The following is a 23,172-nucleotide window of genomic DNA, read 5'->3' on the forward strand; positions in this document are numbered from 1 at the left end:
TATACGCCGGTTTACGAACCGGCGTAAGCCAGATCTACGTCGCTCTGCGTCAAGTCGTAATTTTCAAGCGGCGCGTTGACGGCCCCCGTCTTGAATCCTCCCGTTTTGAACGCATCGGCCGTGACGGTTGCTGCCAGATAATTCACAGCGTCGACTCGGGCCTGTACATCGCGTTCGACAATGGCACTCATCGTTTTTACACTGGAAGTCGCATTGGCCATAAATTCGCTGCTAAGCGCGGTTTTTGCGGATTGATAGGACAGTACCGCGGATACCAGAAGCGATACAATCAGAATGGTCGTGAAAAAAAGTAATAATTTGCTGCCTAATGATAAGGAAAAACGCTTGCTTTTGAACCTGTTCATTTTTGGTTCACTCCTATCTACACATAATCTATATATCGGTTAAGCGCATCAAGAATTCCAGCAAACGTTTTCGGAAAAAGCCCGGGAGAGGAGAAGAAAAAAACCTGTTGCATAAATACAACATTTAAATGTATAATTATAAGAAACAAACAACTGCGTTTATGAGCCCTGCGCATACGTTGACCCAAACCTGCGCATGGAAAGCACACCTGCGTCGCAATCGTGCACGCGGCGTGCAGCGGATGAAGGCAAAGGCGGGTGGTTGACAGGAGATGAACCTTCTGTCATAATTCATTGCAACAGAGGCGCTGACGGCGCCCCAATGAATAGCACCTTTAATTCAGTCCCGTGAGACTGGCAAGGTAATGTGAACGACGATTCACCAGGAATGCGTCCGCCGAGAGCGGATTAGCTTTTTGGCACGCTTCGTCGCATCAATGTGTCGATTTCGACTCCTTGCCCGCTCGGGCAAGGAGTCTTTTTGCATATACGCAGAAAGAAACCGACGTTCACGGGGCCGAAGGGTGACACCAACCTTTTGCCTAAGGAGGCGCACACATGAACGAAAATCACGTCATTATGGATGAAGCCGCCATTCGCCGGGCACTGACCCGGATCGCCCACGAAATTCTGGAAAAAAACAAAGGGATCGAAGGGTGCGTGCTGATCGGCATCAAGACGCGCGGCGTACCGCTGGCCAAGCGGATCGCCAAACGAATCTTCGAAATCGAGGGAACGCCGGTCGCCTGCGGAGAGATCGATATCAGCTCATACCGCGACGACCGCAAAAGCGGCGAACCGACAATGAACTGCCAAGAGCTGTTCGGAGCGGAAAATGTCTCGATCGAAGGTAAAAAAGTGATTTTGTTCGACGACGTGCTCTACACGGGCCGCACGATCCGCGCCGCCATGGACGCCCTGATGGACTGCGGACGGCCGCAGATGATCCAGCTCGCCGTACTCGCCGACCGCGGGCACCGCGAACTGCCGATCCGCGCCGACTATGTCGGCAAGAACGTGCCGACCTCGCGGACGGAAGAAATCGAAGTGTTCCTGAGCGAAATCGACGGAGCCGAAGAAGTTCGGATCGGCAGCCGCCGGGAGGTGCTCGCATGATCGCCTATCATCCTTCGCTCCGAGATCGCCAGCTGCTCGGCCTCAAAGACATGGGAGCCGCCGAACTGCAATCGATCCTCAAACGGGCCGCTTACTGGGAAGCTCATGAAGAAAAACGCATTCCGGTGCTGGAGCACCGTTTTATCGCCAATATGTTTTTCGAGAACAGCACGCGCACCCGCTTCTCGTTCGAAATGGCGCAAAAAAGACTCGGTTCGCAGGTGCTGAACTTCGCAGCCGCCGCTTCGAGCGTCGAAAAAGGCGAGTCGGTCTACGATACGGTCCGCACGCTTGAAAGCATGGGCATCGACGCCGGCGTAATCCGGCTGAAGCCGATCGGTGTGCTCGAAGAACTCGCCAAGCACGTCAAGGTGCCGCTGATCAACGCCGGAGACGGCAACAACGAACATCCGACGCAGGCGCTGCTCGATCTGTACACGATGCAGAAACAGTTCGGCGAGATTCGCGGCCTGACCGTCTCGATCGTGGGCGACATCAAGCACAGCCGCGTAGCCCGCTCGAATCTATGGGCGCTCAAAGCGCTCGGCGCGAACGTGAAGTTCTGCGCCCCCCACAGCATGCAGGCTGCGGAACTCGAAGAACATGCGCCTTATGTGACGATGGATGAAGCATTGGATGCGGATGTGGTCATGATGCTGCGGGTACAGCTGGAGCGGCATGCCGAAGGCGTGCTGAAGTCGGCCGACGAATACCGCGCGCAGTACGGTTTGACGACGCAGCGGGCCGCCAAGATGAAGCCGCACGCGATTATCATGCATCCGGCTCCGGTGAACCGCGACGTCGAGATCGACAGCGAACTGGTGGAAGCGCCGAACTCGCGGATCTTCCCGCAGATGCAAAACGGCGTACCGATCCGCATGGCGGTCGTCGAACGGGCGCTGCGTTAAGCGGACCCGGCAGAACGGCGAACGGACAGATAATGGACGGAACAGGCAGACGCAAAATGAAAAGCGAGAACGGAACCGGGGGGAATTGGACCATGATGAATTATTCGAACGTGGATGTATGGATTCAGAACGCAAGCGTATTGAATGAGGATGGGCAGCTGCAGCGGAGCGACATTCTGATTCAGGGCGGAAAAGTGCTGGCCATTCTGTCTTCCGGCTGGTATCAATCGGCGGACGACCGAATGATCGAGAACGAGAACGAAGAGATGCTCGTATACGACGCCGAAGGCAAGCTTGTCACGCCGGGCTTGATCGATATGCACGTGCATCTGCGCGAACCGGGCTTCGAGCACAAAGAAACGATCGAGAGCGGCGCGCGTTCCGCGGCGCAGGGCGGATTCACGACGATCGCCTGCATGCCGAACACCAAGCCGGTCACCGATAACCCGGAGACGGTCAAGCTGGTGCTGGATAAAGCCAAAGAAGCGAATCTGGTCAACGTGCTGCCGTACGCGGCGATCACGAAGAATGAACTGGGCCGCGAGCTGACGGATTTTGAAGCATTGAAAGCGGCGGGCGCGATCGGCTTCACCGACGACGGCGTAGGCGTACAGAACGCGCAGATGATGAAAGACGCCATGACTAAGGCCGCCGCGCTCGGCATGCCGGTGATCGCCCACTGCGAAGACGATTCGCTGGTGGAAGGCTTGTACGTGTCCGAAGGCGAATTTGCGAAAAAACATGGCATCAAAGGCATCCCGAACGAATCCGAAGCGATCCATGTCGGCCGGGACGTCCTGCTGGCCGAAGCGACAGGCGTGCATTACCATGTCTGCCACGTCAGCACCGAACAGTCGATTCGCCTGATCCGCCTCGCCAAATCGATCGGCGTGAACGTGACCGCCGAAGTGTGCCCGCACCATCTGGTGCTGTCCGACGAAGATATTCCGGGTATGGACGCCAACTGGAAAATGAACCCGCCGCTGCGCACCCCGCGCGACGTCGCGGCCTGCATCGAAGCGCTTGAAGACGGCACGATCGATATTCTCGTAACCGACCATGCGCCGCACAGCGCGGAAGAGAAAGCCAAAGGCATGCTGCTCGCACCGTTCGGCATCGTCGGCTTCGAGACCGCCTTCCCGCTGCTGTATACGGAATTCGTGAAGACCGGCCGCTGGACACTGGACTTCCTTGTCCGCCGCATGACCCAAGACCCGGCCCGCGTATTCGGTCTGGACGCCGGCAAACTGCAGGTCGGTGCGACTGCGGATCTCGCCGTCATCGACCTCGAACTCGAGAAGGCCGTCGATCCCGACCAGTTCGCGACCAAAGGCCGCAACACGCCTTTCACCGGCCGCGCGCTGTCCGGCTGGCCCGTCATGACCCTGGTCGCCGGCCGCCTTGTGTTCGGCGCCGAGCTGGCCCAGAGCGTGAACGGCTGACCCGCGCTCTTTGCCCGAGCCGTCCAGAAGCCATAGCTTCGGTGACGCTCCCGATCTTGAACGCCTTTCCCGAGCCGTCCAGAAGCTATAGCTTCGCCGACGCTCCCGATCTTGAGTCCCTTTATCTTAAGTTTTTAAGTCTTTGACCTTACCGTAACGCCTACACCCAAAGGGAGCGGAGGGCTGAAGAGGAGATTGAGAAGCGCAGCGTTCGCATTTGAAATCCGCTTTTCTACCGACAGCTGCTTTAATTCCAATCGGAAGAAAAACGGATTTCAACAGCGATCGAAAGCCCTCTTCAGCCCGCAGCGTCTCCCACCCACCCTACATTATTTTCCAAAAACCGAGGAGGATTCACACCCATGCAGGCAAAACTTCTGCTCGAAGACGGCACGCTCTTCACCGGCCGCTCGTTCGGCGCCCAAGGCGACACAACCGGCGAGGTCGTGTTCAATACAGGCATCACCGGATACCAGGAAGTGCTGTCCGATCCGTCGTACTGCAACCAGATCGTGACGATGACCTACCCGCTGATCGGCAACTACGGCATTACCCGCGACGACTTCGAATCGGTCCGTCCGTTCGTGAACGGCTTCGTCGTGCGGCGCTACGAGCCGGTGCCGAGCAACTGGCGCGCCGAGTACACGCTCGACGAGCTGCTCAAAGAGCACGGCATCGTCGGCATCAGCGATATCGATACCCGCATGCTGACCCGCATCCTGCGCAACCACGGCACGATGCGCGGCATTTTGACCGCGGGCAGCAAGTCCGTCGAAGAGCTGCAGGAAATGCTGCAATCTTCCGAATTGGTCACCAATCAGGTAGAGAAAACGTCTACGCAGCATGTGTATAACAGCCCCGGCAAAGGCGAGCGGATCGTCGTCATCGACTACGGCGCCAAAAGCGGCATCGTCCGCGAACTGAGCGCCCGCGGCTGCGACATCGTCGTTGTGCCGCAGGACACGACGGCCGAACAGATCCGCCGCATGAACCCGGATGGCATCCAACTGTCCAACGGCCCCGGCGACCCGAAAGACGTCCCGCAGGCGGTGGAGACGATCAAGCAGCTGCTCGGCGAATATCCGATCTTCGGAATCTGCCTCGGCCATCAGCTGCTGGCGCTGGCCGGCGGAGCGGATACCGAGAAGCTGAAGTTCGGTCATCGCGGCGGCAACCACCCGGTCAAGGAACTCGAGAGCGGCCGCTGCTACATCACGTCGCAGAACCACGGCTACACGGTTAAGGAAGAATCGCTGGTCGGCACCGATTTTGAGATTACGCATATCAACAACAACGACAAGACGATCGAAGGTCTGCGGCATACGAAATTCCCGGCGTTTTCCGTGCAGTATCACCCGGAAGCGGCACCCGGTCCGTTTGACAGCAGCTACCTGTTCGACCGCTTTATCGAGACCATCCATGAATTCAAGAAAAGCAGTCCCAAGCAGCCGCGACAAGCCGCAATGATGGCCGCGATGAGAGGAGCACGTTAATTATGCCGAAAAACGACAAACTCAAAAAAATTCTGGTGATCGGCTCGGGCCCGATCGTGATCGGTCAGGCGGCCGAGTTCGATTACGCCGGTACCCAGGCGTGCCAGGCTCTCCGTGAAGAAGGCGTGGAAGTCGTCCTGATCAACAGCAACCCGGCTACGATCATGACCGACACGAACATGGCCGACAAAGTCTACATTGAACCGATCACGCTCGAATTCGTGACGCAGATCATTCGCCACGAACGTCCGGACGGCCTGCTCCCGACGCTCGGCGGCCAGACCGGCCTGAACATGGCGGTCGAATTGGCGCGCGCCGGCGTGCTGGAGAGCGAGAACGTCAAGCTGCTCGGCACCCAATTGGAATCGATCGAAAAAGCGGAAGACCGCGATTTGTTCCGCGACCTGATGCGCGAGCTGGAACAGCCGGTTCCGGACAGCGTTATCGTGACGACGCTCAACGAAGCGCTTGATTTCGCGGGCGAGATCGGCTATCCGATCATCGTGCGTCCGGCCTACACGCTGGGCGGAACCGGCGGCGGCATCTGCGTGGACGAAGAAGAACTGCGCGAGATCGTCGTATCCGGCCTGCGCTACAGCCCGATCGGGCAGTGCCTGGTCGAACGCAGCATCGCCGGCATGAAGGAAGTCGAATACGAAGTGATGCGCGACGCCAACGATAACTGCATCGTCGTCTGCAACATGGAGAACTTCGATCCGGTCGGCGTACATACCGGCGACAGCATCGTCGTCGCGCCGAGCCAGACGCTGTCCGACCGCGAATATCAAATGCTGCGTTCCGCGTCGCTGAAGATTATCCGCGCGCTGAACATCGAAGGCGGCTGCAACGTGCAGTTCGCGCTCGATCCGCACAGCTTCCAATATTATGTCATCGAAGTGAATCCGCGGGTCAGCCGCTCGTCGGCGCTCGCTTCCAAAGCGACCGGATACCCGATCGCGAAGATGGCTTCCAAGATCGCGCTCGGCTACACGCTGGACGAGCTGATGAACCCGGTCACCGGGCAGACGTACGCCTGCTTCGAGCCGGCGCTCGACTACATCGTATCGAAAATCCCGCGCTGGCCGTTCGACAAGTTCATGCACGCCAACCGCAAACTCGGCACGCAGATGAAAGCAACCGGCGAAGTCATGGCAATTGGCCGTACGTTCGAAGAGTCGATTCAAAAAGCGGTCCGTTCGCTGGAGATCGGCACGCACCGCCTGCTCGTCAAAGGCGCCGACGCGCTGAGCGAAGAGGTTCTGAACAGCCGTCTGGAAAAACCCGACGACGAGCGCATGTTCCTCATCGCCGAAGCGTTCCGCCGCGGCTATACGCTGGAGACGATCCAGGATCTGACCAAAGTCGACTGGTGGTTCCTCGACAAGATCGAGCGCATCGTCGTGTTCGAGACGGTGCTGGCCGAGACCGATGAATTGTCGGACGAGCTGCTGACCGAAGCGAAGCGTATGGGCTTCACCGACCGCGCGATCGCCGAACTGCGTGCGCAGGGACATGAAGGCGGAAGATTGACCAAGGAAGCGGACGTTCGCGCTTACCGCAAAGAGATCGGGCTCGTTCCGGTCTACAAGATGGTCGATACGTGCGCGGCCGAATTCGAATCGGAAACGCCGTACTACTACTCGACGTACGAGCAGGAGAACGAAGTGACGCAGACGGACAAAGAGAAGATCATCGTGCTCGGTTCCGGCCCGATCCGCATCGGCCAGGGTATCGAGTTCGACTACTCGACCGTGCATGCCGTCTGGGCGATCCGCAAAGCCGGTTACGAAGCAATCATCATCAACAACAACCCGGAGACGGTCTCGACCGACTTCAACACGTCCGACCGTCTGTACTTCGAGCCGCTCTTCTTCGAAGACGTCATGAACGTCATCGAACAGGAGAAACCGATCGGCGTCATCGTCCAGTTCGGCGGCCAGACGGCGATCAATCTCGCGAAGCCGCTGCAGGACGCGGGCGTCAAGATTCTCGGTACGTCGCTCGACAGTATCGACGAAGCGGAAGACCGCAAGCGGTTCGAAGCGATGCTGTCGCGTCTTGATATCGCGCAGCCGAAAGGCAAAACGGTCACTTCGGTCGACCAGGCCGTCGAAACGGCGGAAGGCCTTGGCTATCCGGTACTCGTTCGTCCGTCCTACGTCCTTGGCGGCCGCGCGATGGAGATCGTGTACTCCGACGAAGAGCTGCTCAGCTACATGAAAGAAGCGGTGGACATCAATCCGGAGCATCCGGTTCTGATCGACCGTTACATGCTCGGCAAGGAAGTCGAAGTCGACGCGATCTGCGACGGCGAGACGGTGCTTGTACCGGGCATCATGGAACATATCGAACGCGCGGGCGTTCACTCCGGCGACTCGATCGCGGTGTACCCGCCGCAGCATCTGTCCAAAGAACTGCAGGAGAAAGTCGTCGACATCACGATTCGTATCGCGAAAGAGCTCAAGACGATCGGCCTGCTCAATATCCAGTTCGTTATCTTCAAAAATGAAGTTTACGTCATTGAAGTGAATCCGCGTTCGTCGCGTACGGTACCGTTCCTGAGCAAAGTCACGGATATCCCGATGGCGAACCTCGCGACGCAGGCCATTCTCGGCGTCAAGCTGGCAGATCTGAACTACAAAGAAGGCCTGTGGCCGGAAAGCAATCAAGTCGCGGTCAAAGTGCCGGTGTTCTCGTTCGCCAAGCTGCGCCGCGTCGAGCCGACGCTCGGACCGGAAATGAAGTCGACAGGCGAAGTCATGGGCCGCGACAAACATTACGCCAAAGCGCTGTACAAAGGTCTGGTCGGCGCAGGCATGAAGATTCCGTCCACCGGATCGATCATCGTTACCGTCGCCGAAAAAGACAAAGCCGAAGCGGTCAAGCTGATGGAAGGCTTCTACACGCTGGGCTACTCGATCATGGCGACCGGAGGCACGGCCCAAGCGCTCGAAGACGCAGGCATTCCGGTCACGCGTGTCAACAAGCTGAGTGAAGGCGAGCCGAACATTCTGGACAAAATCCGCAGCGGAGAAGCGAACTTCGTGTTCAATACGCTGACCAAAGGCAAAACGCCGGCGCGCGACGGATTCCGTATTCGCCGCGAAGCGGTCGAGAACGGCGTAGTCTGCATGACTTCGCTCGACACGGTCGCGGCGCTGCTGGACATGCTGGAGACGGTCAGCTTTACGTCCCGCGCGATGCCTGTCGGTGCGCAGAGCCTGTAATATCCACAACCTATATTCGAACGGCTGCCCGCATGCTTGGGGCGACGGCACGACCGACGAAAGGCGCCATGCAGATTCTGCGGGCGCCTCTCGTCTGCGCGCTGTGCCGATGCGCTCCAAGTATCAAGTACGGCAGTCTAACGAAATCTGCACGACCGGATTAACCGGAACCCAACTACGGAGGTATTCCATGACTTCGACACCTACTTCGCGGATGGCCCAGCGCCTGATGATCGCACTCGACTATCCGGACGACCGAGCGGCACGGGAACTGATCCGAAGCCTGGAAGGCATTCCCTGCTATATGAAAGTGGGCATGCAGCTGTTTTATCAAGCGGGACCGCAGTTTGTGCATGAGCTGAAAGAGCGGGGGTACTCGGTTTTTCTCGATCTCAAAATGCATGACATCCCGAATACGGTCAAAGGCGGCGCCAACAGTATCACGAAGCTTGGCGTCGACATGTTTAACGTCCACGCCGCAGGCGGCTCGGCTATGATGGCGGCGGCCATGCAGGGCGTGGAAGAAGCTTTGGCGGCGGATTCGTCGCTCAGCCGGCCGCTCGTGATCGCGGTCACGCAGCTGACGAGCACCAATCTGGGCACGATGAACGAAGAGATCGGCATCCCGGGCAGTATCGAAGAAGCGGTTATCCGCTACGCGAAGCTTGCGTCCGGCGCCGGTCTGGACGGAGTCGTCGCAAGTCCGCTCGAAGCGAAGGGCATCAAGGATGCCTGTGGAACGCATTTCCGCACGGTCACGCCGGGCATCCGGCCCGCGGGCAGCGCGGCGGACGATCAGTCGCGCACCAAGACGCCGGGCGAAGCGATTGCCGGCGGCAGCGACTATATCGTCGTCGGCCGGCCGATCACCGCCGCAGCCGACCCGAGAGAAGCGGCTATTCGAATATTGGAGGAGATGACACAATGACGACTCATACGGCAACGGAAGCGAAAATTGCGGCAGACCTGCTGAACATCGGCGCGGTGGCGCTGAGCCCCGACGAACCTTTTACCTGGACATCGGGCATCAAGTCTCCGATCTACTGCGACAACCGCCTGACGATGGCGTACCCGGAAGTGCGCGAGCGGATCGCGGACGCTTTCGCCGAATTGATCCGAACCGAATACCCGGACGTGGAAGTTATCGCCGGAACGGCGACGGCCGGTATTCCCCACGCGGCGTGGGTAGCGCAGAAACTGAACCTGCCGATGGCCTACATTCGCGACAAAGCCAAAGGCCACGGCAAACAGAATCAGATCGAAGGACTGATCAAAGCGGGGCAGAAGGTCGTCGTGATCGAGGATCTGATCTCCACCGGCGGAAGCTCGCTCAAAGCGGCGCTGGCCGTGCGCGAAGCCGGAGCGGAGCCGCTTGCCGTACTCGCGATTTTCAGCTATCAGCTCGACCGCGCCGTATCGGCTTTTGCCGAAGCAAAGGTGCCGCTTGCGACGCTGTCCAACTATACGGCGCTGATGCAGACGGCATTGGAACTTGGCACGATTCAGGAAAGCCAGGTCGAACTGCTTAAGTCCTGGCGTGAAGATCCGTCGGCGTTCGGGCGCGGATAACAAGCACATAAAATCTCTTCCACGCTTTTGCCGGAATTCCAGGACGGAATTCCGGCTTTTTGTTTGTTTTGTTTCTTTTCGCCTAGACGCAGTTTCCCGAATACGTTAAGCTTGTTTCAAGAATGGATCATAAAAAACCCCCAACCCGGTTGGGAATCCGCGATAGTCCGAAGCCAAACATTAACATTGCACCCATACGCGAAAGAAAATATACGGAAATGTAAACGTAACCCATCCGCCGAACACGGCGTTCATACAAGCGGGATGTAATCCCATACAACGAGAGGGGCGGGGTTTATGCGTAAAAGGATCAGAGCTCCGCGGGCGGGCGTCTTGTCCATTTTTGCGGCTCTGCTCGTACTTCCGGGCTGTTTTTCCGAAAGCGATCCCCCGAAGCGGGCAGAACAGGCGGTCGAACAGGCTCCCGGAGGACCGGCCGAGCAGGGAAGCGAAACGGATACACTGAGGATCGGCATATTAAGCGGCGAGAAAGGCGACCGGTATTACCGCGAAACCTACACCGATATTTACGAATATATGTATCCCGATATGCGGATCGAGATTGTGCCTGCAGTCGATACGTCGCGCTACCGTTATCTCGATCCGGATTCGAAGCCGTACCATTCGGAAGCACCGCTGCACGAACTCGGGAAGCTGACGGAAGGCAAGGCTCCGGTCGACGTGCTGATTCTTGATTCCGAGACGCTACGCAAAGCCATCGATCGGGGCTGGACACAGCCGCTGGCTCCTTTTATGCAGCAGACGGGCGAGACGGAGCAGGCCTTCGCGCCGGCCGTGATCGACGGACTCAAAGATCTAGGGGGAGGCACCCTGCACGCGCTGGCGCCGGATTATGCATCTACGGCCCTGTATTACAACGTCGACTGGTTCGAGCGCAATGGGGTTAAGCTCCCCGCCGACGGCATGACTTGGGACGAAGCTTTTGCGCGGGCCCGGGCGGCCAGCGGCGAAGACGACAAAGGCGGTCATGTGTACGGCTTGTCGTTTACCCAGACACTGGCGGAAGATCCGCTCTGGGGAATTCGGGGATATACCGATCCGCTGGGGTTGACCACCTTTGATCTCGAACAGTCGGAAATGACCGTGGATACGCCCGAATGGGAAAAAGTCTGGACAGATCTTGCGGCAATGGTGCAGCAAAAAGCGATTCCGATTGGCATGCAGTCGGTATCGGACTCCGGCGGCTACGATCCGTTCGGAGGCGATCTGTTTCTTGGCGGGAAAACGGCCATGACGATAGCGGACAGCAGCTATGCGTCCGATCTGCAGACGGCGGCGCGCAATGCGGAGCGGATCGAAGGCTTTGAACCGTTCAACTGGGAAACCGTGACTCTGCCGGTACATACAGGACATGAAGGCATCGGAGCAGGCGTTAAATTGGGCGATACGTTCTCGGTCTCGGCGACCAGCCGCCACCAGCAAGAAGCCTGGGCATTTATTCGGTTCGTAACGGGCGAGCGGATGCAGGCGATGGAGCTGCACGATCCGTACCGGATGCCCAGCCGGCTCAGTGCGATCGCATCGGAAGCGGAGAAGAACGGATATCGAAGCGAGGCGTTTACGCAGCTTCGTCCGGCTGCGCCGATTGCCGAGCGGGAAGAACAGGCCGTGGAACAGAATCCGCAGCTTTGGCAGATCGGAGACACGGGAAGATCTTTGTTTCAGCGGGTACTCGAAGGAGAACTGCCGGCGAAAAGGGCGCTCGAGCAGTGGGAAAATGACGGTCGCCGTTTCTTGAAAGGGCCGTTTACGGAAGACGGAACGCTGGCGTTCGGAGGCCCTTTTTCGACGGCTTACCGGCTCGATCCTTGGACCTGAATGAAAAAGCCTTGACTTTGTATCGTGTAAAGGGTACACTATTCAATGTTGCTGTTGAGAACACAGCACGTTGAACATGTCGCGGGGTGGAGCAGCTCGGTAGCTCGTCGGGCTCATAACCCGAAGGTCGCAGGTTCAAATCCTGCCCCCGCAATTCAGGCAAGGCTGTCCCGGCTCGGTCTTCCGGCCGCAACCGGAACCAGGGCCCTTAGCTCAGTTGGTTAGAGCTACCGGCTCATAACCGGTTGGTCACAGGTTCGAGTCCTGTAGGGCCCATTATGGCAAAGACGCCCCTTACTCTTCGGAGTAAGGGGCGTCTTTGCGTTTGCCTATTGTTTTCATTTTGATTTCATTCTGGGCTTTTTCAAGCCGGGATCGGTCCGAAGAACCCCGGATCCGGGAAGAAAAAGAACGAATTTGATCCTTTGGCGGCAGATCCGGCGATAAATTTTCAAAAGAGGCCCGTTTTTTGCTTGCTTGGCGAAAAAATGGGGGACTATATTCCGATATACAAGGTACGGGTCAAGACTGATGGCTGCTCGGCAGCCGAGGAGAAGGAAATCATGGGAAAAAAGTCCGGGAGATGGACTCAAGGGATCAAATTGTCTACAGTCGTCGGATTACTGTCGGCTTTTATCCTGCTGTCATCCGCGATCATGGGATCATTGGTCAATTATCTGAACGGCCGGGACGCTTTGGCGGCGCAGACGCTCCGGCTCAATCAATACCATGCGGGCGAATTGGCCCGGATCGGCGGGACGGCGATTCGGAACATGCAGAATTCGCTGCAGGAAACAGCCGATTATGCGACGGATAATCCTGCGGCACCGGAAATGAACCGCCGAAAACTGGAGTACTTCCGCAAATCGAACGGATTTTTCAATTCATTGATCGTGATTGACGAAAAAGCCATTTTGACTTATAACACCCCCGACCTGGGCCTGACCGGCCAAAAGATCGATACTCCCCAAATCGTAAAAGCGCTCTCTTTGAAAAAGCCTTATCTGTCTTCTCCCTATATCGCACCGACCGGACGTTACCTGGTGACGGTCAGCCAGCCTTTGTTTGCCCGGGACGGAAGTTATCACGGCATTCTGGCCGGATCGATTTATCTGGAAGAAGAGAATCGGTTGGGCGAAATCCTCGGTACGCAAAGCGAAAAAGAAGACGGTTCCTATTTTTATGTGATCGACAAAGAAGGAGAATATGTCTACCATCCCGACGAGCGAAAGATCGGAGAGCTGGTGTCGGATGAAGCCATTCGGGAGCTGTACGCCCAGGGACAAAGCGGGACGGAGCAGATCCATGCCAAAAACGACAAACTGTATCTGGCCGGCTATGCGTTTATCCCGCAGACCGAGTGGTGCGTCGTGTTCCAAACACCTTACGCCAACGTCGTGGATTTTGCCAAGCAGGCGACTTTTCAGAGCAGTCTGTATATGCTTCCGGCCGTGATCGTGGTCCTGCTGCTTACTTTGTTCGTATCGCGCAAGCTGTCGATGCCGCTGCATACGCTGGCCCGGTATATCGAGAGTCTCGCCAATCGCAGAGCGCCGGACGTCGTGCCCGATGTAGGGGATTGGAATTACGAAACGAAAATGCTCAAAAAAGCGATTCTGCTGGCCGAACAAAAAAGCCGCGAAGCGGAAAACGATCTGCTGCGGGAAGCCAACCACGATCATCTAACCGGATTGTTGAACCGCCGGACGCTGGAAAGTTTGACGGAAGAGCGGATTCAGCAGGAAGACAAGTTTTCGGTTGTGTTTCTCGATATCGATCATTTTAAATCGATTAACGATACGTACGGTCATCAAAAAGGCGACGAAGTCCTGCGAGAGATGGGACGGATTCTGACGGAGCAGGTGGGCGGGGATCACAGCTGTTTCCGCTACGGAGGCGAAGAATTCGTTCTGCTGCTGTCCGACCTTGGCGAAGAAGAAGCTTTGGAGTTGGCCGAGCATATACGCACGACCGTTGAAAGCTGTCCGATGCCGGTATCCAAGCGGATTACGATTTCTTTGGGGGTCGCTTTTCACAAAGGAGAGCCTACGCCGGCCAAACTGTTCCGCAAAGCCGACTTCGCTTTGTACCAAGCCAAGGAGACCGGGCGCAACCGAAGCGTTCTTGCCGTATAGCCCAAATGCCAAAAAGCCTGCCGGGGTCCAGCCCCGGACAGGCTTTTTGGCACTTGGGCGAAAAACCGGTTAAAGCCCGGCAAACACCAGGTTCCGCAGCTTCCGTGTCACAGGCAGCGTGCCGGCGTCTCTTTTTTGGACCATGAACAGGAAAGTGAGCTTGTCGAGCGGGCTGTTGGCAAAGTAGGCGCCGAGCCATCCGTCCCATCCGTATTCGCCCTGGCTGCCGAGCAGTCCGGCTTGGCCGGGATCGGTCATGATCCGCATCTGGCTGCCGTAGCTGTGGCCTGCGAGCGAATGCCAGCCTTTGAAGCTTGCCTGCTGGCGCTCATTCAAGGCTGCCGAAGTCATCTGCCGGACGGTTCTCGGTTTCAGCAGACGGGCGCTGCCAAGCGAACCTTCGTTCATCAGCATAGTGGTGAATTTGGCGGCATCGTCGATCGTGGAGCACAGTCCGGCTCCGCCCGATTCGAAAGCCGGTTCCCGGTTCATCCGGTGAATAATGCCGAGGTGATCGTCTTCGTACGGTTTCAAGCCTCCTTTTCCATCCTGCTGAACCGTTTTCGCCAGACGTTTGCGTTTGCCCTCGGGCAGCCAGAATCCCGTGTCCGCCATGCCCAGCGGCTCGAAGATTTCCCGGCGCAAAAATTCCCCGAACCGTATGCCGCTTGCGACTTCGACGACCGCTCCCAGGATATCCGCGGATGTGCCGTACATCCAGTTCGAACCCGGCTCGAACGCAAGCGGGCCTTGTCCCACCCGGTCGGCGAATTCCAGCGTGTCCATAGGTTGGTCGCCGTGCAGCCGGCTGCCGAGTTCCCGGAATAAAGCTTCCGCATGGCGGCCCGCTGCGTCTTCTCCTCCGTAGACCAGCCCCGAGGTCATGTTCAGCAGATCGCGCAGATCAGGTTCGCGTACCGTCGCTGCGAGCTGCCCGTTTTGTTCGACCCTCGGATTTCGGAAACCCGGGATGTACCGGCTTACCGGGTCGAACAGATCGATTTCTCCGCGCTCCATCAGTATCATGACTGCGGCTGCCGTAATCGGTTTGGTCATCGAATACAGCCGGAAGATCGTATCTCGCGTCATCGGACGTCCCGATTCAAGATCGGCCAACCCGTCTTCCTGGTAAAAAAGTTCTTGGCCGTGCTGCAGAACCATCAGGTTCGCGCCGGCGATTTCATGGCGTTCGATACTGCTTCTGAGCGTTTTTTTCAAACTTTCGATCGTGTCGGATGGCAGCATGTTCATAAGTCTCCTTCTTCGTATGTAGGTCATTCCCCAGGAAATAATAAGCCTATTTACAACGATTGTACAGGGAGATCATGGGAGCGGGCCGGCTCGGGGCTTGTACAGCTTTTGCGGTATTGGCTTGGCGTTTTGCCGGTGAACTTTTTGAACTGCCGCATGAAGTGCGTATCGTTCTCGTAGCCGCACATGAGCGATACGGAAGCGATCGGCTGCGAGCCGTTTTCCAGCAGATATTTGGCGAATTCCAGACGGCTGCCGATCATGTCGAGAGAAATGGGGCAGCCGAACAGTTCTTTGTAGACATGCTGAAAATGGGAACGGCTGAGACTGACTTCCGCCGCCAACCCGTCGATCGTATACCGCTGCTGCGGCGTGCTGTAGATCCGGCTGCGAATCTCCGACAGTTGGACAAAATAGCGGGCCATCTGCTCCGAACCGGGACGCAGGCGGCGCAAATTGCCGAGTTTCAGCAGAAAACCGTTCAGGTCGGAAGCGATAATCCGCTCTTGAAGCGGACCGCCGAGCCAGGTGCTGCGCTGAAGTTCCATCACAAGTCTCGACAGCGAGCCGGAATGGATCGCGGGAACCGGCTTGTCCAGAGGCAGTTCCAACTCCCGCAGCAGCGAATCGGCTTCCTCGCCCGCGAAATGCAGCCAGTCGTTGACAAAGGAACGGTCGGCGCTGCGGTATCGATAAGGCGTATCCGGCCGGAAAATCATCCACGTATCCGGAGACACGGTCGACGTCCTGCCGTTTACGGTGACATGCGCATGGCTTTTGAACAAAACGAATACATAACAGCCCGAGCCGTTCGGACGATCGATAAGCAGACCTTCGGGATGGGTGGAATGGTAACCGCACTTTGCCAGTTTGAGCATCATCGACGCCTCTCTTTCGCACAATCGATCAGTTTTTGCTCATTATAGACTATCGCTTTGCCGCCCTGCAAAATTTTATAGTAAAAGAGAACAAGGGACGTGCCGCCGAGCGGCGAACTCCCCCAAACTTTTGACGAAGGAGTGAATGAAAGCGTGATGACAAAGGCACAGACAAAGATCGAAATCGGCGGAAGCCGGGAATGGCTGGACTCGACACTCGATAAATTAAAGCTGAAAATGTCGGCGGAATGTGCGCGCATCGGCGGCAGTATTCCATATATTCCGGTGAACGGACGCTACGCGGACTGGGGAAAACGGGATATCTACTGGTGGACTAACGGGTTCTGGCCGGGGATGCTGTGGCAGATGCACCAGGCGACCGGGGAGATCGCTTACCGCGATACGGCGGAGCAGGTGGAAGAGCGGCTCGACGAGGCGCTGCACGGTTTCGACGGTCTGCATCACGACGTGGGCTTTATGTGGCTGCATACCGCAGTTGCCAATTACCGGCTGACCGGAAATGTCCGTTCACGGACGAGAGGGCTGCATGCCGCCAATATTCTCGCGGGCCGGTACAATCCGGCGGGGCAGTTTCTGCGGGCGTGGAACGATGAGGGGAGTCATAACCGAGCAGGCTGGATGATTGTGGACTGTCTGATGAACGTGCCGCTGCTGTATTGGGCGAGCGACGAGACACAGGATCCGAGATACCGGGATATTGCGATCCGGCATGTCGATACGGTGCTGCGGACGACGCTGCGGGCGGACGGTTCTTCGAATCATATCGTGATCCTCGATCCGAACGACGGAACGGTGTTGGACAAGCCGGGCGGCCAGGGCTTTGCCGAAGGTTCCTCTTGGAGCCGGGGGCAGGCCTGGGCGCTGTACGGCATGGCGTTGAGCCACAGGCACACGCAGAAGGCCGGATACCTCGATGCCGCCAAGCGGATTGCCCATTATTTTATCGCCAATGCCGCCCTGACGGAGTATCTGCCGCTGGCCGATTTCCGCGCGCCGGAGGAGCCGGTCGTCTACGATACGACAGCGGCGGCCTGCGCGGCCTGCGGCCTGCTGGAAATTGCCGAAGCGGTAGAAGAACACGAGCGCAGATTGTACGTAGAGGCGGCGATCCGTATGCTGCGGGCGGCCGAGCAGAGGTTCGCGAATTGGGCACCGGATGAAGACGGCATTCTCGGAGGAGGCACGGTTGCGTACTTCAGCGAAGAACGCGAAGTTCCGATTATTTACGGCGACTACTTCTTCATCGAGGGGGTCCTGCGGCTGTCGGGACAGAGTGCGCATCTATGGTGAACCCGGAGGGGACGCGGCAGGTTTGGCTGGATACGCTGCTTGCGATCGGCGATCCCGTACTGAACGCGTTGGACCGGGGCGAGCTGCACAAGCGTCTGCCGACGCAGTTCCATCCCGAACGCGCCCGCTATGCGTGCCTGGAGGCGTTCGGAAGGCTGATCAGCGGTATGGCGCCTTGGCTGGAGCTTGAGGGCCTGGAAAGCGAGGAGGAGCGCCTCCGGGCGCGTTATAACGACTTGGTGTTAAAAGGCATCGATTCCGCGACCGATCCGGATTCGCCCGACTATATGAACTTCTCGGACGAAGGCCAGCCGCTGGTCGATGCCGCTTTTCTCGCCCATGCGCTCATACGGGCGCCGCTTGCGCTCGCAGGCCGGCTGCCGGCTGAAGTGAAAAAGCGGCTGATCCGGGAACTGCGCCGAACGCGCCGAACCGTTCCGCCCAAGACGAATTGGCTGCTGTTCAGCGCGATGGTGGAAGCGGCTCTGCATCTGCTTGGAGACGAGGATTACGACCGGATGCGGATCGATCTGGCTTTGCATCTGCATATGGACTGGTACAAAGGGGACGGCATGTACGGAGACGGACCCGACTTTCATTGGGATTATTACAACAGTTTCGTGATCCAGCCTATGCTGGTCGATCTGGCTGCAGCAGTCCGGGACACTTCGCCGGACTATGCCCGAATGGAAGAGCTGATCCTAGCTAGAGCCGCGCGTTATGCGTCGGTGCTGGAGCGGATGATCGCACCCGACGGCACCTATCCGTATATCGGGCGTTCGATCGTGTACCGGTTCGGCGCGTTCCAGCATTTGGCGCAGGCTTCCCTCCAGCATTTTTTGGAAGAAAAGATTTCTCCGGCTCAAGTGCGCTGCGCGCTGACCGCGGTTATTCGGCGTATGATGGATACTCCAGGTACGCTGGATCGGGACGGATGGCTTGCGCCGGGGCTGTACGGGTATCAGCCGGAACTGACGGAAGGATACATCAGCGTAGGCAGTTTGTATCTGTGTTCGACTGTATTTCTGCCGCTTGGACTTGCCCCGCAGGATCCTTTTTGGTCGGCTGCGGATACGAAATGGACATCGGCGAAGATCGCGGCGGGAGAGCAGATAGACGCAGACGGAGCTTTATATCGTTGACACAAGCCGAAGCCCCAGGAAAGAATACGCCCAGCCTGTCCGTTTTCGGGGGGCTTTTTGCAGGCCATCCTATCTTTTTCAAAAAAGAAGATCTCTTCGGTTGACATTATCTTTAATTCAAGATATGATAAGCCTATCAAAAACATTTCAAATTAAAGATTCTTAATATAAAACATTCGGAGGGATTACTCATGAACAAACAAACGGCAGGTATCCACCATATTACGGCGATTGTCGGTCATCCGCAGGAAAACGTAGACTTTTACGCAGGGGTATTGGGACTTCGCCTGGTGAAGCAGACAGTCAACTTCGACGATCCGGAAACATACCACTTCTACTTCGGAAACGAAGGCGGCAAGCCGGGCACGATCATGACGTTCTTCCCTTGGGCCAATGCTTATCCAGGTAAAGTGGGAGCGGGTCAGGTCGGCATCACTTCGTTTGTCATCCCGGTCGGCTCGATCGGCTTCTGGCAGGAACGCCTGGAACGATTCAACGTTGCCGTCACGGAGCTGAGCCGTTTCGGTGAACGCTACCTTGAATTCGACGACCCGCACGGCCTGCATCTGGAGCTGGTCGAACGCGAAGAAGGCGAAACCAACGAATGGACATTCGGCGAAGTCACGCCGGCGATGGCGATCAAAGGTTTCGGAGGAGCGACGCTGCTGTCGGCCCAGCCGGAACGGACAGCGGAACTGCTGGAAAAAGTGATGGGTCTTGCCTATATGGGCACCGACGGAGATTTGGCACGCTACCGCTCGTCGGCGGATATCGGCAACCAGATCGATTTGAAAATGACTCCGGTTGCGCGGGGAAGCATGGGCGTCGGCACGGTGCATCATATCGCGTGGAGAGCCCAAGACGATGCCGATCAGCTGGAATGGCAGGACCATGTTGCAGACAGCGGATACGGCGTAACGCCGGTACAGGACCGGAATTACTTCAACGCCGTTTACTTCCGGGAACACGGCGAGATTCTGTTCGAGATCGCAACCGATCCTCCGGGCTTTGCACACGACGAAACGCCGGAGACGATGGGAACGCATCTGATGCTGCCCGCCCAATATGAAGCGCACCGTGCGCAGCTGGAGCAGACGCTGATTCCGTTTGAAGTGCGAAGCGTAGAAGGTACGAAAAAGTAAAAAAAGCATCAAGAACCCCGTATCCGCTTGGATAAACGGGGTTCTTGATGCGTTCTCAACGAGGGAAGGTTCCACTTACTCGAGGCGTTAATCGAACAGTTTGAAGATCAGCCGCAGCAGACCAAAGATCAAACGCGGCACATAGACCAATACTTCGATTAGAACTTCGAGAATATCCCAGATTCCTCCGGAATCCCGTTCGCGTCTGCCGCGGCTTCTTCGTCTCCATCTGGCCACTTGGGTTCCTCCTTTGTCTGTTGAATGCAGGACAAACTGATATCCGATACGCAGCAGAAGAACCGGGGTTTCGCCATCTAAATAGAAGACGAATATTTGTGCCAGCCAAATAAGAGAGAAAACATAACATTTAACTTATTTTTTTACCCGTTTTTTGCCGGACGAAACACTTTCAGGGGTTGGAAGTTTGCTTTTTGTGACATCGAATGGTAAAATTAAGATATTGTAAAAGGGGTACATCTTGATAGCCGCGCTTTTCCATCAGTTCGGACTGTCCGTTTGTGGGTCCTTATGAAGGAGACTCATATGGAATTAGAAGAACAGAACGTAATGAAGGCTCAGGATGATCTTCAGCGTATCTTTACGAATGGCTACTTTGTCGTGATTCGCGTTCGCAGTTCGGAAGAACTGTTTGTTGGACAGATCATGGAACTGGACCTTGATGGCGGGACGTTGACGATCGGAAGATGGGGCGAACTCAAAGGACTCGAAATCGAAGACATTTTGAGTATGGAAGTTCCGGGCCACGAATAAATAGACTCAGAGCATACTGCCGATCCTATACAGATAGAACGGAAGCTTCATCTTCGGATGAAGCTTTTTTTGTTCGCATACAAAAAGACCCCGCGGGAGCGGGGCCTTCGGTCAACGGTGTCTTAGAATTTTGCAGCCAGTTCAGCCGCTTGTTTCACGCCTTCTTCGATGATCGAAGCCGCGCGGTCCGGGAATTGGTTGTGTCCTTCGAGAACGACCACTTCCGGATTTTGGATGCCCCAGAAGCCGAGGGTGTTTTTCACGTAGTTGAGGGACATTTCCATGCCGCTCATCGGTTCTACGGAGTAAACGCCGCCGCGTGCTTGCAGCAGAGCGACTTTCTTGTCGGTTACGAGACCTACCGGACCTTCAGCAGTATATTTGAATGTCTTGCCCGCTTGGTTGAGGTAGAACAGGTAAGTCAGCAGTTGAGCCGGAATCGTGAAGTTCCAGAGCGGGAAAGCGAACATGACTTTGTCGGCGCCCAGGAATTGATCCAGGTACGTGTTGGCCAGACCGGCCAGACGTTGTTCTTCCGGAGTCGCTTCCATGCCTTGAGCCGCTTTGAACAGTCCGCTCATCATGTCGTTATCGTAGTAAGGAAGATCCGCTTCGAACAGGTTCAATTCGGTAACGAGGTCGTCCGGGTGAGCGGCTTTGTAGCTTTGTACGAAGCTTTCGTACAGCTTGACGGTTGCCGATTGATCGGCCGGACGGTTGTTGGCTTTAATGAAAAGAACGTGGGACATGGATGGTTTCCTCCTGAAATATCTTTTGTAGTTTAACTTTCTTATTTATAGTATATGAAATAAAATAAAGAGTCAACCCATTTTAGAAAAAAAGAGAGCAAGCAAATTTTAATCGAATTTTCAGGTTATTATCAGGTACGCTTAAGCTTGGATCGGTATATTAACGGTACAACCCCTCTGTAACATAGACTTTAGCCCCGGTGCTTCGGCACCGGGGCTCTTTTTTTGCCTGTCCGGACATTTTCGCAAGCAAAAAGCCCTCGTGAGTGAGGGCTCAGGCTGTCGAGAAAGTCCTATTCGTAAGAGAAGCTTGTCAACTGCGGGAGAAATTCGTTTCGGTCGCGTGTTGAAATCGGGGAAAGGGATTGAAATTTAGCAGAATTTCCCCGATTTCAAAGGCGAACACTATCGTTCCTTCACTGAATTTCTCCCTCCGCCTCCTCGCTTCACTTGAATTCAGACTTTCTCGACAAGTTGAGCCCTCGTTTACGAGGGCTTTTATGGTTTGCACAGGTTCTAGATAAAGAAAGACAAGCCGACGATGACGGCAACCGATCCTAGGGCGAAGAACAGGATCGTGCGCAGTTCGCGGACCAGGATCAGCGCTTCATGTTGATGATGCTCTTCCGTACGGTGCATGGTTCCGTTGGACATAGGGGTTTCCTCCTTCCGGTCACAATTCGAATAGAATCCGAACCCGGAAGAAAGAAACGAAAGAACACCGGAACTTGAGCGGCCTCAGCATCCGATGTTTGTACAGAATCGGAATCGGAGAGTCCATATAGGGATTGCGAAGCACGATGATCAGACACGCGGCCAAAAGCCCCGGAAAAAGAGGCAGGCCTGCCGTGTCGGGAACCGGAATCAGGTAAGGGGAAGAAGGCGCTACATAATGATGCTGCTGATGGTAGGACAGATGGCGAAGTTCCGCTCCGGGCGATTCAAAGGCCGCACCGGGCAGACGGATTTCGGGAAGCAGCATGAACAGCACGCAGAGAAAAAGAACGGCGAATTTGCGGTAAAATGATCTCTTTGCTTGGTTCATTGCGGCTTCCCTCCTGTTCGTTTCTTCTATTGGAATACGAATTCGACCTGCGTGCCGTCCGGATATTCCTCCAGCGCATTGCCTACCCAGGAACCTGCGCCGCGATTGTCGGCTGGAACGATATATTGAATGTCTGCTCCCGTGCCGCCTTCCTCGCACATGGCCATCGGCCATTCGTCGCGGTCGAAGCCTTTTTTGGTCGGAATTCCGCGCAGCGAGTCGTCTCGGTTCTCTTCCGCGCCGCCTCGGTCAATCGTGCAGACGGCGGATTCCCCTTTGGCGATCGCTTTCTGAATATGCGCAGCCGTTTTCGGATAGCGTTCCACGGGGAATTCGAGCGTAACGACCTGACCTGTTCGGGTATCGGAAGTCCCCAAATCGAGATCCAGATCGAGCATGGGAGCGGCCCACTTGTACAGCTGCGGGGCAAACAGCGCCAGCAGTACCGCAATGACGATCGTGATGAGAGACGGAGCTCGGCCCTTTTTTTTGCGGGGGGATTTTTTGCTCACGCGAAGAAGCCTCCTTAACCGGTAGTCGGAGCTTCATTATACCGGAAAAAAGGCTTCTTCGCGCACACAAAATGCGGAGCGGTTTATTTGTCGAGTTCTTCGGAGTCTTCCGGGTCGTCAATGATGCTGCGTTCGCCTGTCAAATTGTCTTCGGTGATCTTGTCGAACGAACCTGGATCGGTATCTTCATAGTGTGGATCGGCTTCGGGAATGCCATCGGGTCCGGGGCCTTTGTCGATACGTTCGGCGTCTTGGTCTCTGGTCATTGCGTTCATCC

22 protein-coding genes and 2 tRNA genes are annotated in these 23,172 nt (G+C 56.4%); 15 read left to right on the forward strand and 9 right to left on the reverse strand.

Annotation, left to right across the window (positions count from 1 at the left end):
• Positions 1–11: 11 nt before the first annotated feature.
• On the reverse strand, positions 12–365 hold the full coding sequence (locus HRQ60_RS03075; RefSeq protein WP_172194160.1) for a hypothetical protein: 354 nt from the start codon (positions 363–365) through the stop codon (positions 12–14).
• A 558-nt stretch (positions 366–923) separates the two neighbouring features.
• Here HRQ60_RS03075 and pyrR point away from each other — a divergent pair.
• From pyrR to HRQ60_RS03130, 11 genes are all read left to right on the forward strand, one after another.
• Complete coding sequence (pyrR, locus tag HRQ60_RS03080) at positions 924–1,481, forward strand: bifunctional pyr operon transcriptional regulator/uracil phosphoribosyltransferase PyrR (RefSeq protein WP_172194161.1); 558 nt, start codon at positions 924–926, stop codon at positions 1,479–1,481.
• Positions 1,478–2,389: an aspartate carbamoyltransferase catalytic subunit gene (locus tag HRQ60_RS03085; protein WP_172194162.1), complete on the forward strand. Its 912-nt coding sequence runs from the start codon at positions 1,478–1,480 to the stop codon at positions 2,387–2,389. Before pyrR ends, HRQ60_RS03085 begins: the two co-directional genes overlap by 4 nt.
• A gap of 92 nt (positions 2,390–2,481) precedes the next feature.
• The gene (locus HRQ60_RS03090) at positions 2,482–3,831 is read left to right on the forward strand and encodes a dihydroorotase (RefSeq protein ID WP_172194163.1); all 1,350 of its coding nucleotides are present in this window, start codon (positions 2,482–2,484) and stop codon (positions 3,829–3,831) included.
• Between the two features lie 362 nt (positions 3,832–4,193).
• Positions 4,194–5,324: a glutamine-hydrolyzing carbamoyl-phosphate synthase small subunit gene (gene carA / locus HRQ60_RS03095; RefSeq protein ID WP_172194164.1), complete on the forward strand. Its 1,131-nt coding sequence runs from the start codon at positions 4,194–4,196 to the stop codon at positions 5,322–5,324.
• A 2-nt stretch (positions 5,325–5,326) separates the two neighbouring features.
• Positions 5,327–8,551, forward strand: a complete 3,225-nt coding sequence (gene carB / locus HRQ60_RS03100) for a carbamoyl-phosphate synthase large subunit (protein ID WP_172194165.1) — start codon at positions 5,327–5,329, stop codon at positions 8,549–8,551.
• Positions 8,552–8,741: 190 nt separating this feature from the next.
• Positions 8,742–9,479: an orotidine-5'-phosphate decarboxylase gene (gene pyrF / locus HRQ60_RS03105; protein WP_281358027.1), complete on the forward strand. Its 738-nt coding sequence runs from the start codon at positions 8,742–8,744 to the stop codon at positions 9,477–9,479.
• Positions 9,476–10,120: an orotate phosphoribosyltransferase gene (pyrE, locus tag HRQ60_RS03110; protein WP_172194166.1), complete on the forward strand. Its 645-nt coding sequence runs from the start codon at positions 9,476–9,478 to the stop codon at positions 10,118–10,120. The genes pyrF and pyrE overlap by 4 nt, the downstream gene beginning before the upstream one ends.
• Positions 10,121–10,417: 297 nt before the next feature.
• Complete coding sequence (locus tag HRQ60_RS03115) at positions 10,418–11,959, forward strand: ABC transporter substrate-binding protein (RefSeq protein WP_172194167.1); 1,542 nt, start codon at positions 10,418–10,420, stop codon at positions 11,957–11,959.
• 80 nt (positions 11,960–12,039) lie between these two features.
• Positions 12,040–12,113, forward strand: a tRNA-Met gene (locus tag HRQ60_RS03120).
• A gap of 48 nt (positions 12,114–12,161) precedes the next feature.
• Positions 12,162–12,235: transfer RNA gene (locus HRQ60_RS03125), tRNA-Ile, on the forward strand.
• 287 nt (positions 12,236–12,522) lie between these two features.
• Positions 12,523–14,094 carry a sensor domain-containing diguanylate cyclase gene (locus HRQ60_RS03130; protein ID WP_172194168.1) on the forward strand — a complete coding sequence of 524 codons (1,572 nt, stop codon included), beginning with the start codon at positions 12,523–12,525 and terminating at the stop codon, positions 14,092–14,094.
• Between the two features lie 69 nt (positions 14,095–14,163).
• Here HRQ60_RS03130 and HRQ60_RS03135 read toward each other — a convergent pair whose 3' ends face one another.
• Together HRQ60_RS03135 and HRQ60_RS03140 are read right to left on the reverse strand one after the other, a co-directional pair.
• Positions 14,164–15,339, reverse strand: coding sequence for a serine hydrolase domain-containing protein (locus HRQ60_RS03135; protein WP_172194169.1), 1,176 nt, complete (start codon positions 15,337–15,339; stop codon positions 14,164–14,166).
• Positions 15,340–15,395: 56 nt separating this feature from the next.
• Complete coding sequence (locus tag HRQ60_RS03140) at positions 15,396–16,226, reverse strand: helix-turn-helix domain-containing protein (protein WP_246281072.1); 831 nt, start codon at positions 16,224–16,226, stop codon at positions 15,396–15,398.
• A 153-nt stretch (positions 16,227–16,379) separates the two neighbouring features.
• Here HRQ60_RS03140 and HRQ60_RS03145 point away from each other — a divergent pair, with 153 nt between their 5' ends.
• The 3 genes from HRQ60_RS03145 to HRQ60_RS03155 all read left to right on the forward strand — a co-directional run bounded on the left by HRQ60_RS03145 (position 16,380) and on the right by HRQ60_RS03155 (position 19,818).
• Positions 16,380–17,534: a glycoside hydrolase family 88 protein gene (locus HRQ60_RS03145; RefSeq protein ID WP_172194236.1), complete on the forward strand. Its 1,155-nt coding sequence runs from the start codon at positions 16,380–16,382 to the stop codon at positions 17,532–17,534.
• A complete protein-coding gene (locus HRQ60_RS03150; RefSeq protein WP_172194170.1) occupies positions 17,528–18,676 on the forward strand; it encodes a DUF2264 domain-containing protein in 1,149 nt (382 codons plus the stop codon). The genes HRQ60_RS03145 and HRQ60_RS03150 overlap by 7 nt, the downstream gene beginning before the upstream one ends.
• 191 nt (positions 18,677–18,867) lie before the next feature.
• Positions 18,868–19,818, forward strand: coding sequence for a ring-cleaving dioxygenase (locus HRQ60_RS03155; protein WP_172194171.1), 951 nt, complete (start codon positions 18,868–18,870; stop codon positions 19,816–19,818).
• An 87-nt stretch (positions 19,819–19,905) separates the two neighbouring features.
• Here HRQ60_RS03155 and HRQ60_RS03160 read toward each other — a convergent pair whose 3' ends face one another.
• Positions 19,906–20,055, reverse strand: a complete 150-nt coding sequence (locus tag HRQ60_RS03160) for a hypothetical protein (RefSeq protein ID WP_172194172.1) — start codon at positions 20,053–20,055, stop codon at positions 19,906–19,908.
• A gap of 306 nt (positions 20,056–20,361) precedes the next feature.
• Between HRQ60_RS03160 and HRQ60_RS03165 the strand changes: the two genes are divergently transcribed.
• On the forward strand, positions 20,362–20,589 hold the full coding sequence (locus HRQ60_RS03165) for a hypothetical protein (protein ID WP_172194173.1): 228 nt from the start codon (positions 20,362–20,364) through the stop codon (positions 20,587–20,589).
• A gap of 122 nt (positions 20,590–20,711) precedes the next feature.
• On the opposite strand, the gene HRQ60_RS03170 is transcribed toward HRQ60_RS03165, so the two are convergent.
• The 5 genes from HRQ60_RS03170 to HRQ60_RS03190 form a co-directional block, all read right to left on the reverse strand.
• Positions 20,712–21,338 (reverse strand): FMN-dependent NADH-azoreductase, encoded by a 627-nt coding sequence (locus tag HRQ60_RS03170; RefSeq protein ID WP_172194174.1) that lies wholly within the window; start codon positions 21,336–21,338, stop codon positions 20,712–20,714.
• 516 nt (positions 21,339–21,854) lie between these two features.
• Positions 21,855–21,992, reverse strand: a complete 138-nt coding sequence (locus HRQ60_RS03175; RefSeq protein WP_172194175.1) for a hypothetical protein — start codon at positions 21,990–21,992, stop codon at positions 21,855–21,857.
• A gap of 19 nt (positions 21,993–22,011) precedes the next feature.
• On the reverse strand, positions 22,012–22,383 hold the full coding sequence (locus HRQ60_RS03180; RefSeq protein WP_172194176.1) for a hypothetical protein: 372 nt from the start codon (positions 22,381–22,383) through the stop codon (positions 22,012–22,014).
• A gap of 26 nt (positions 22,384–22,409) precedes the next feature.
• The gene (locus HRQ60_RS03185) at positions 22,410–22,781 is read right to left on the reverse strand and encodes a NucA/NucB deoxyribonuclease domain-containing protein (RefSeq protein WP_172194237.1); all 372 of its coding nucleotides are present in this window, start codon (positions 22,779–22,781) and stop codon (positions 22,410–22,412) included.
• 197 nt (positions 22,782–22,978) lie between these two features.
• Positions 22,979–23,161 carry a hypothetical protein gene (locus HRQ60_RS03190; protein ID WP_172194177.1) on the reverse strand — a complete coding sequence of 61 codons (183 nt, stop codon included), beginning with the start codon at positions 23,159–23,161 and terminating at the stop codon, positions 22,979–22,981.
• Between the last annotated feature and the right edge of the window lie 11 nt (positions 23,162–23,172).

Source organism: Saccharibacillus qingshengii (genome assembly GCF_013185195.1).
Taxonomy (GTDB): domain Bacteria; phylum Bacillota; class Bacilli; order Paenibacillales; family Paenibacillaceae; genus Saccharibacillus; species Saccharibacillus qingshengii.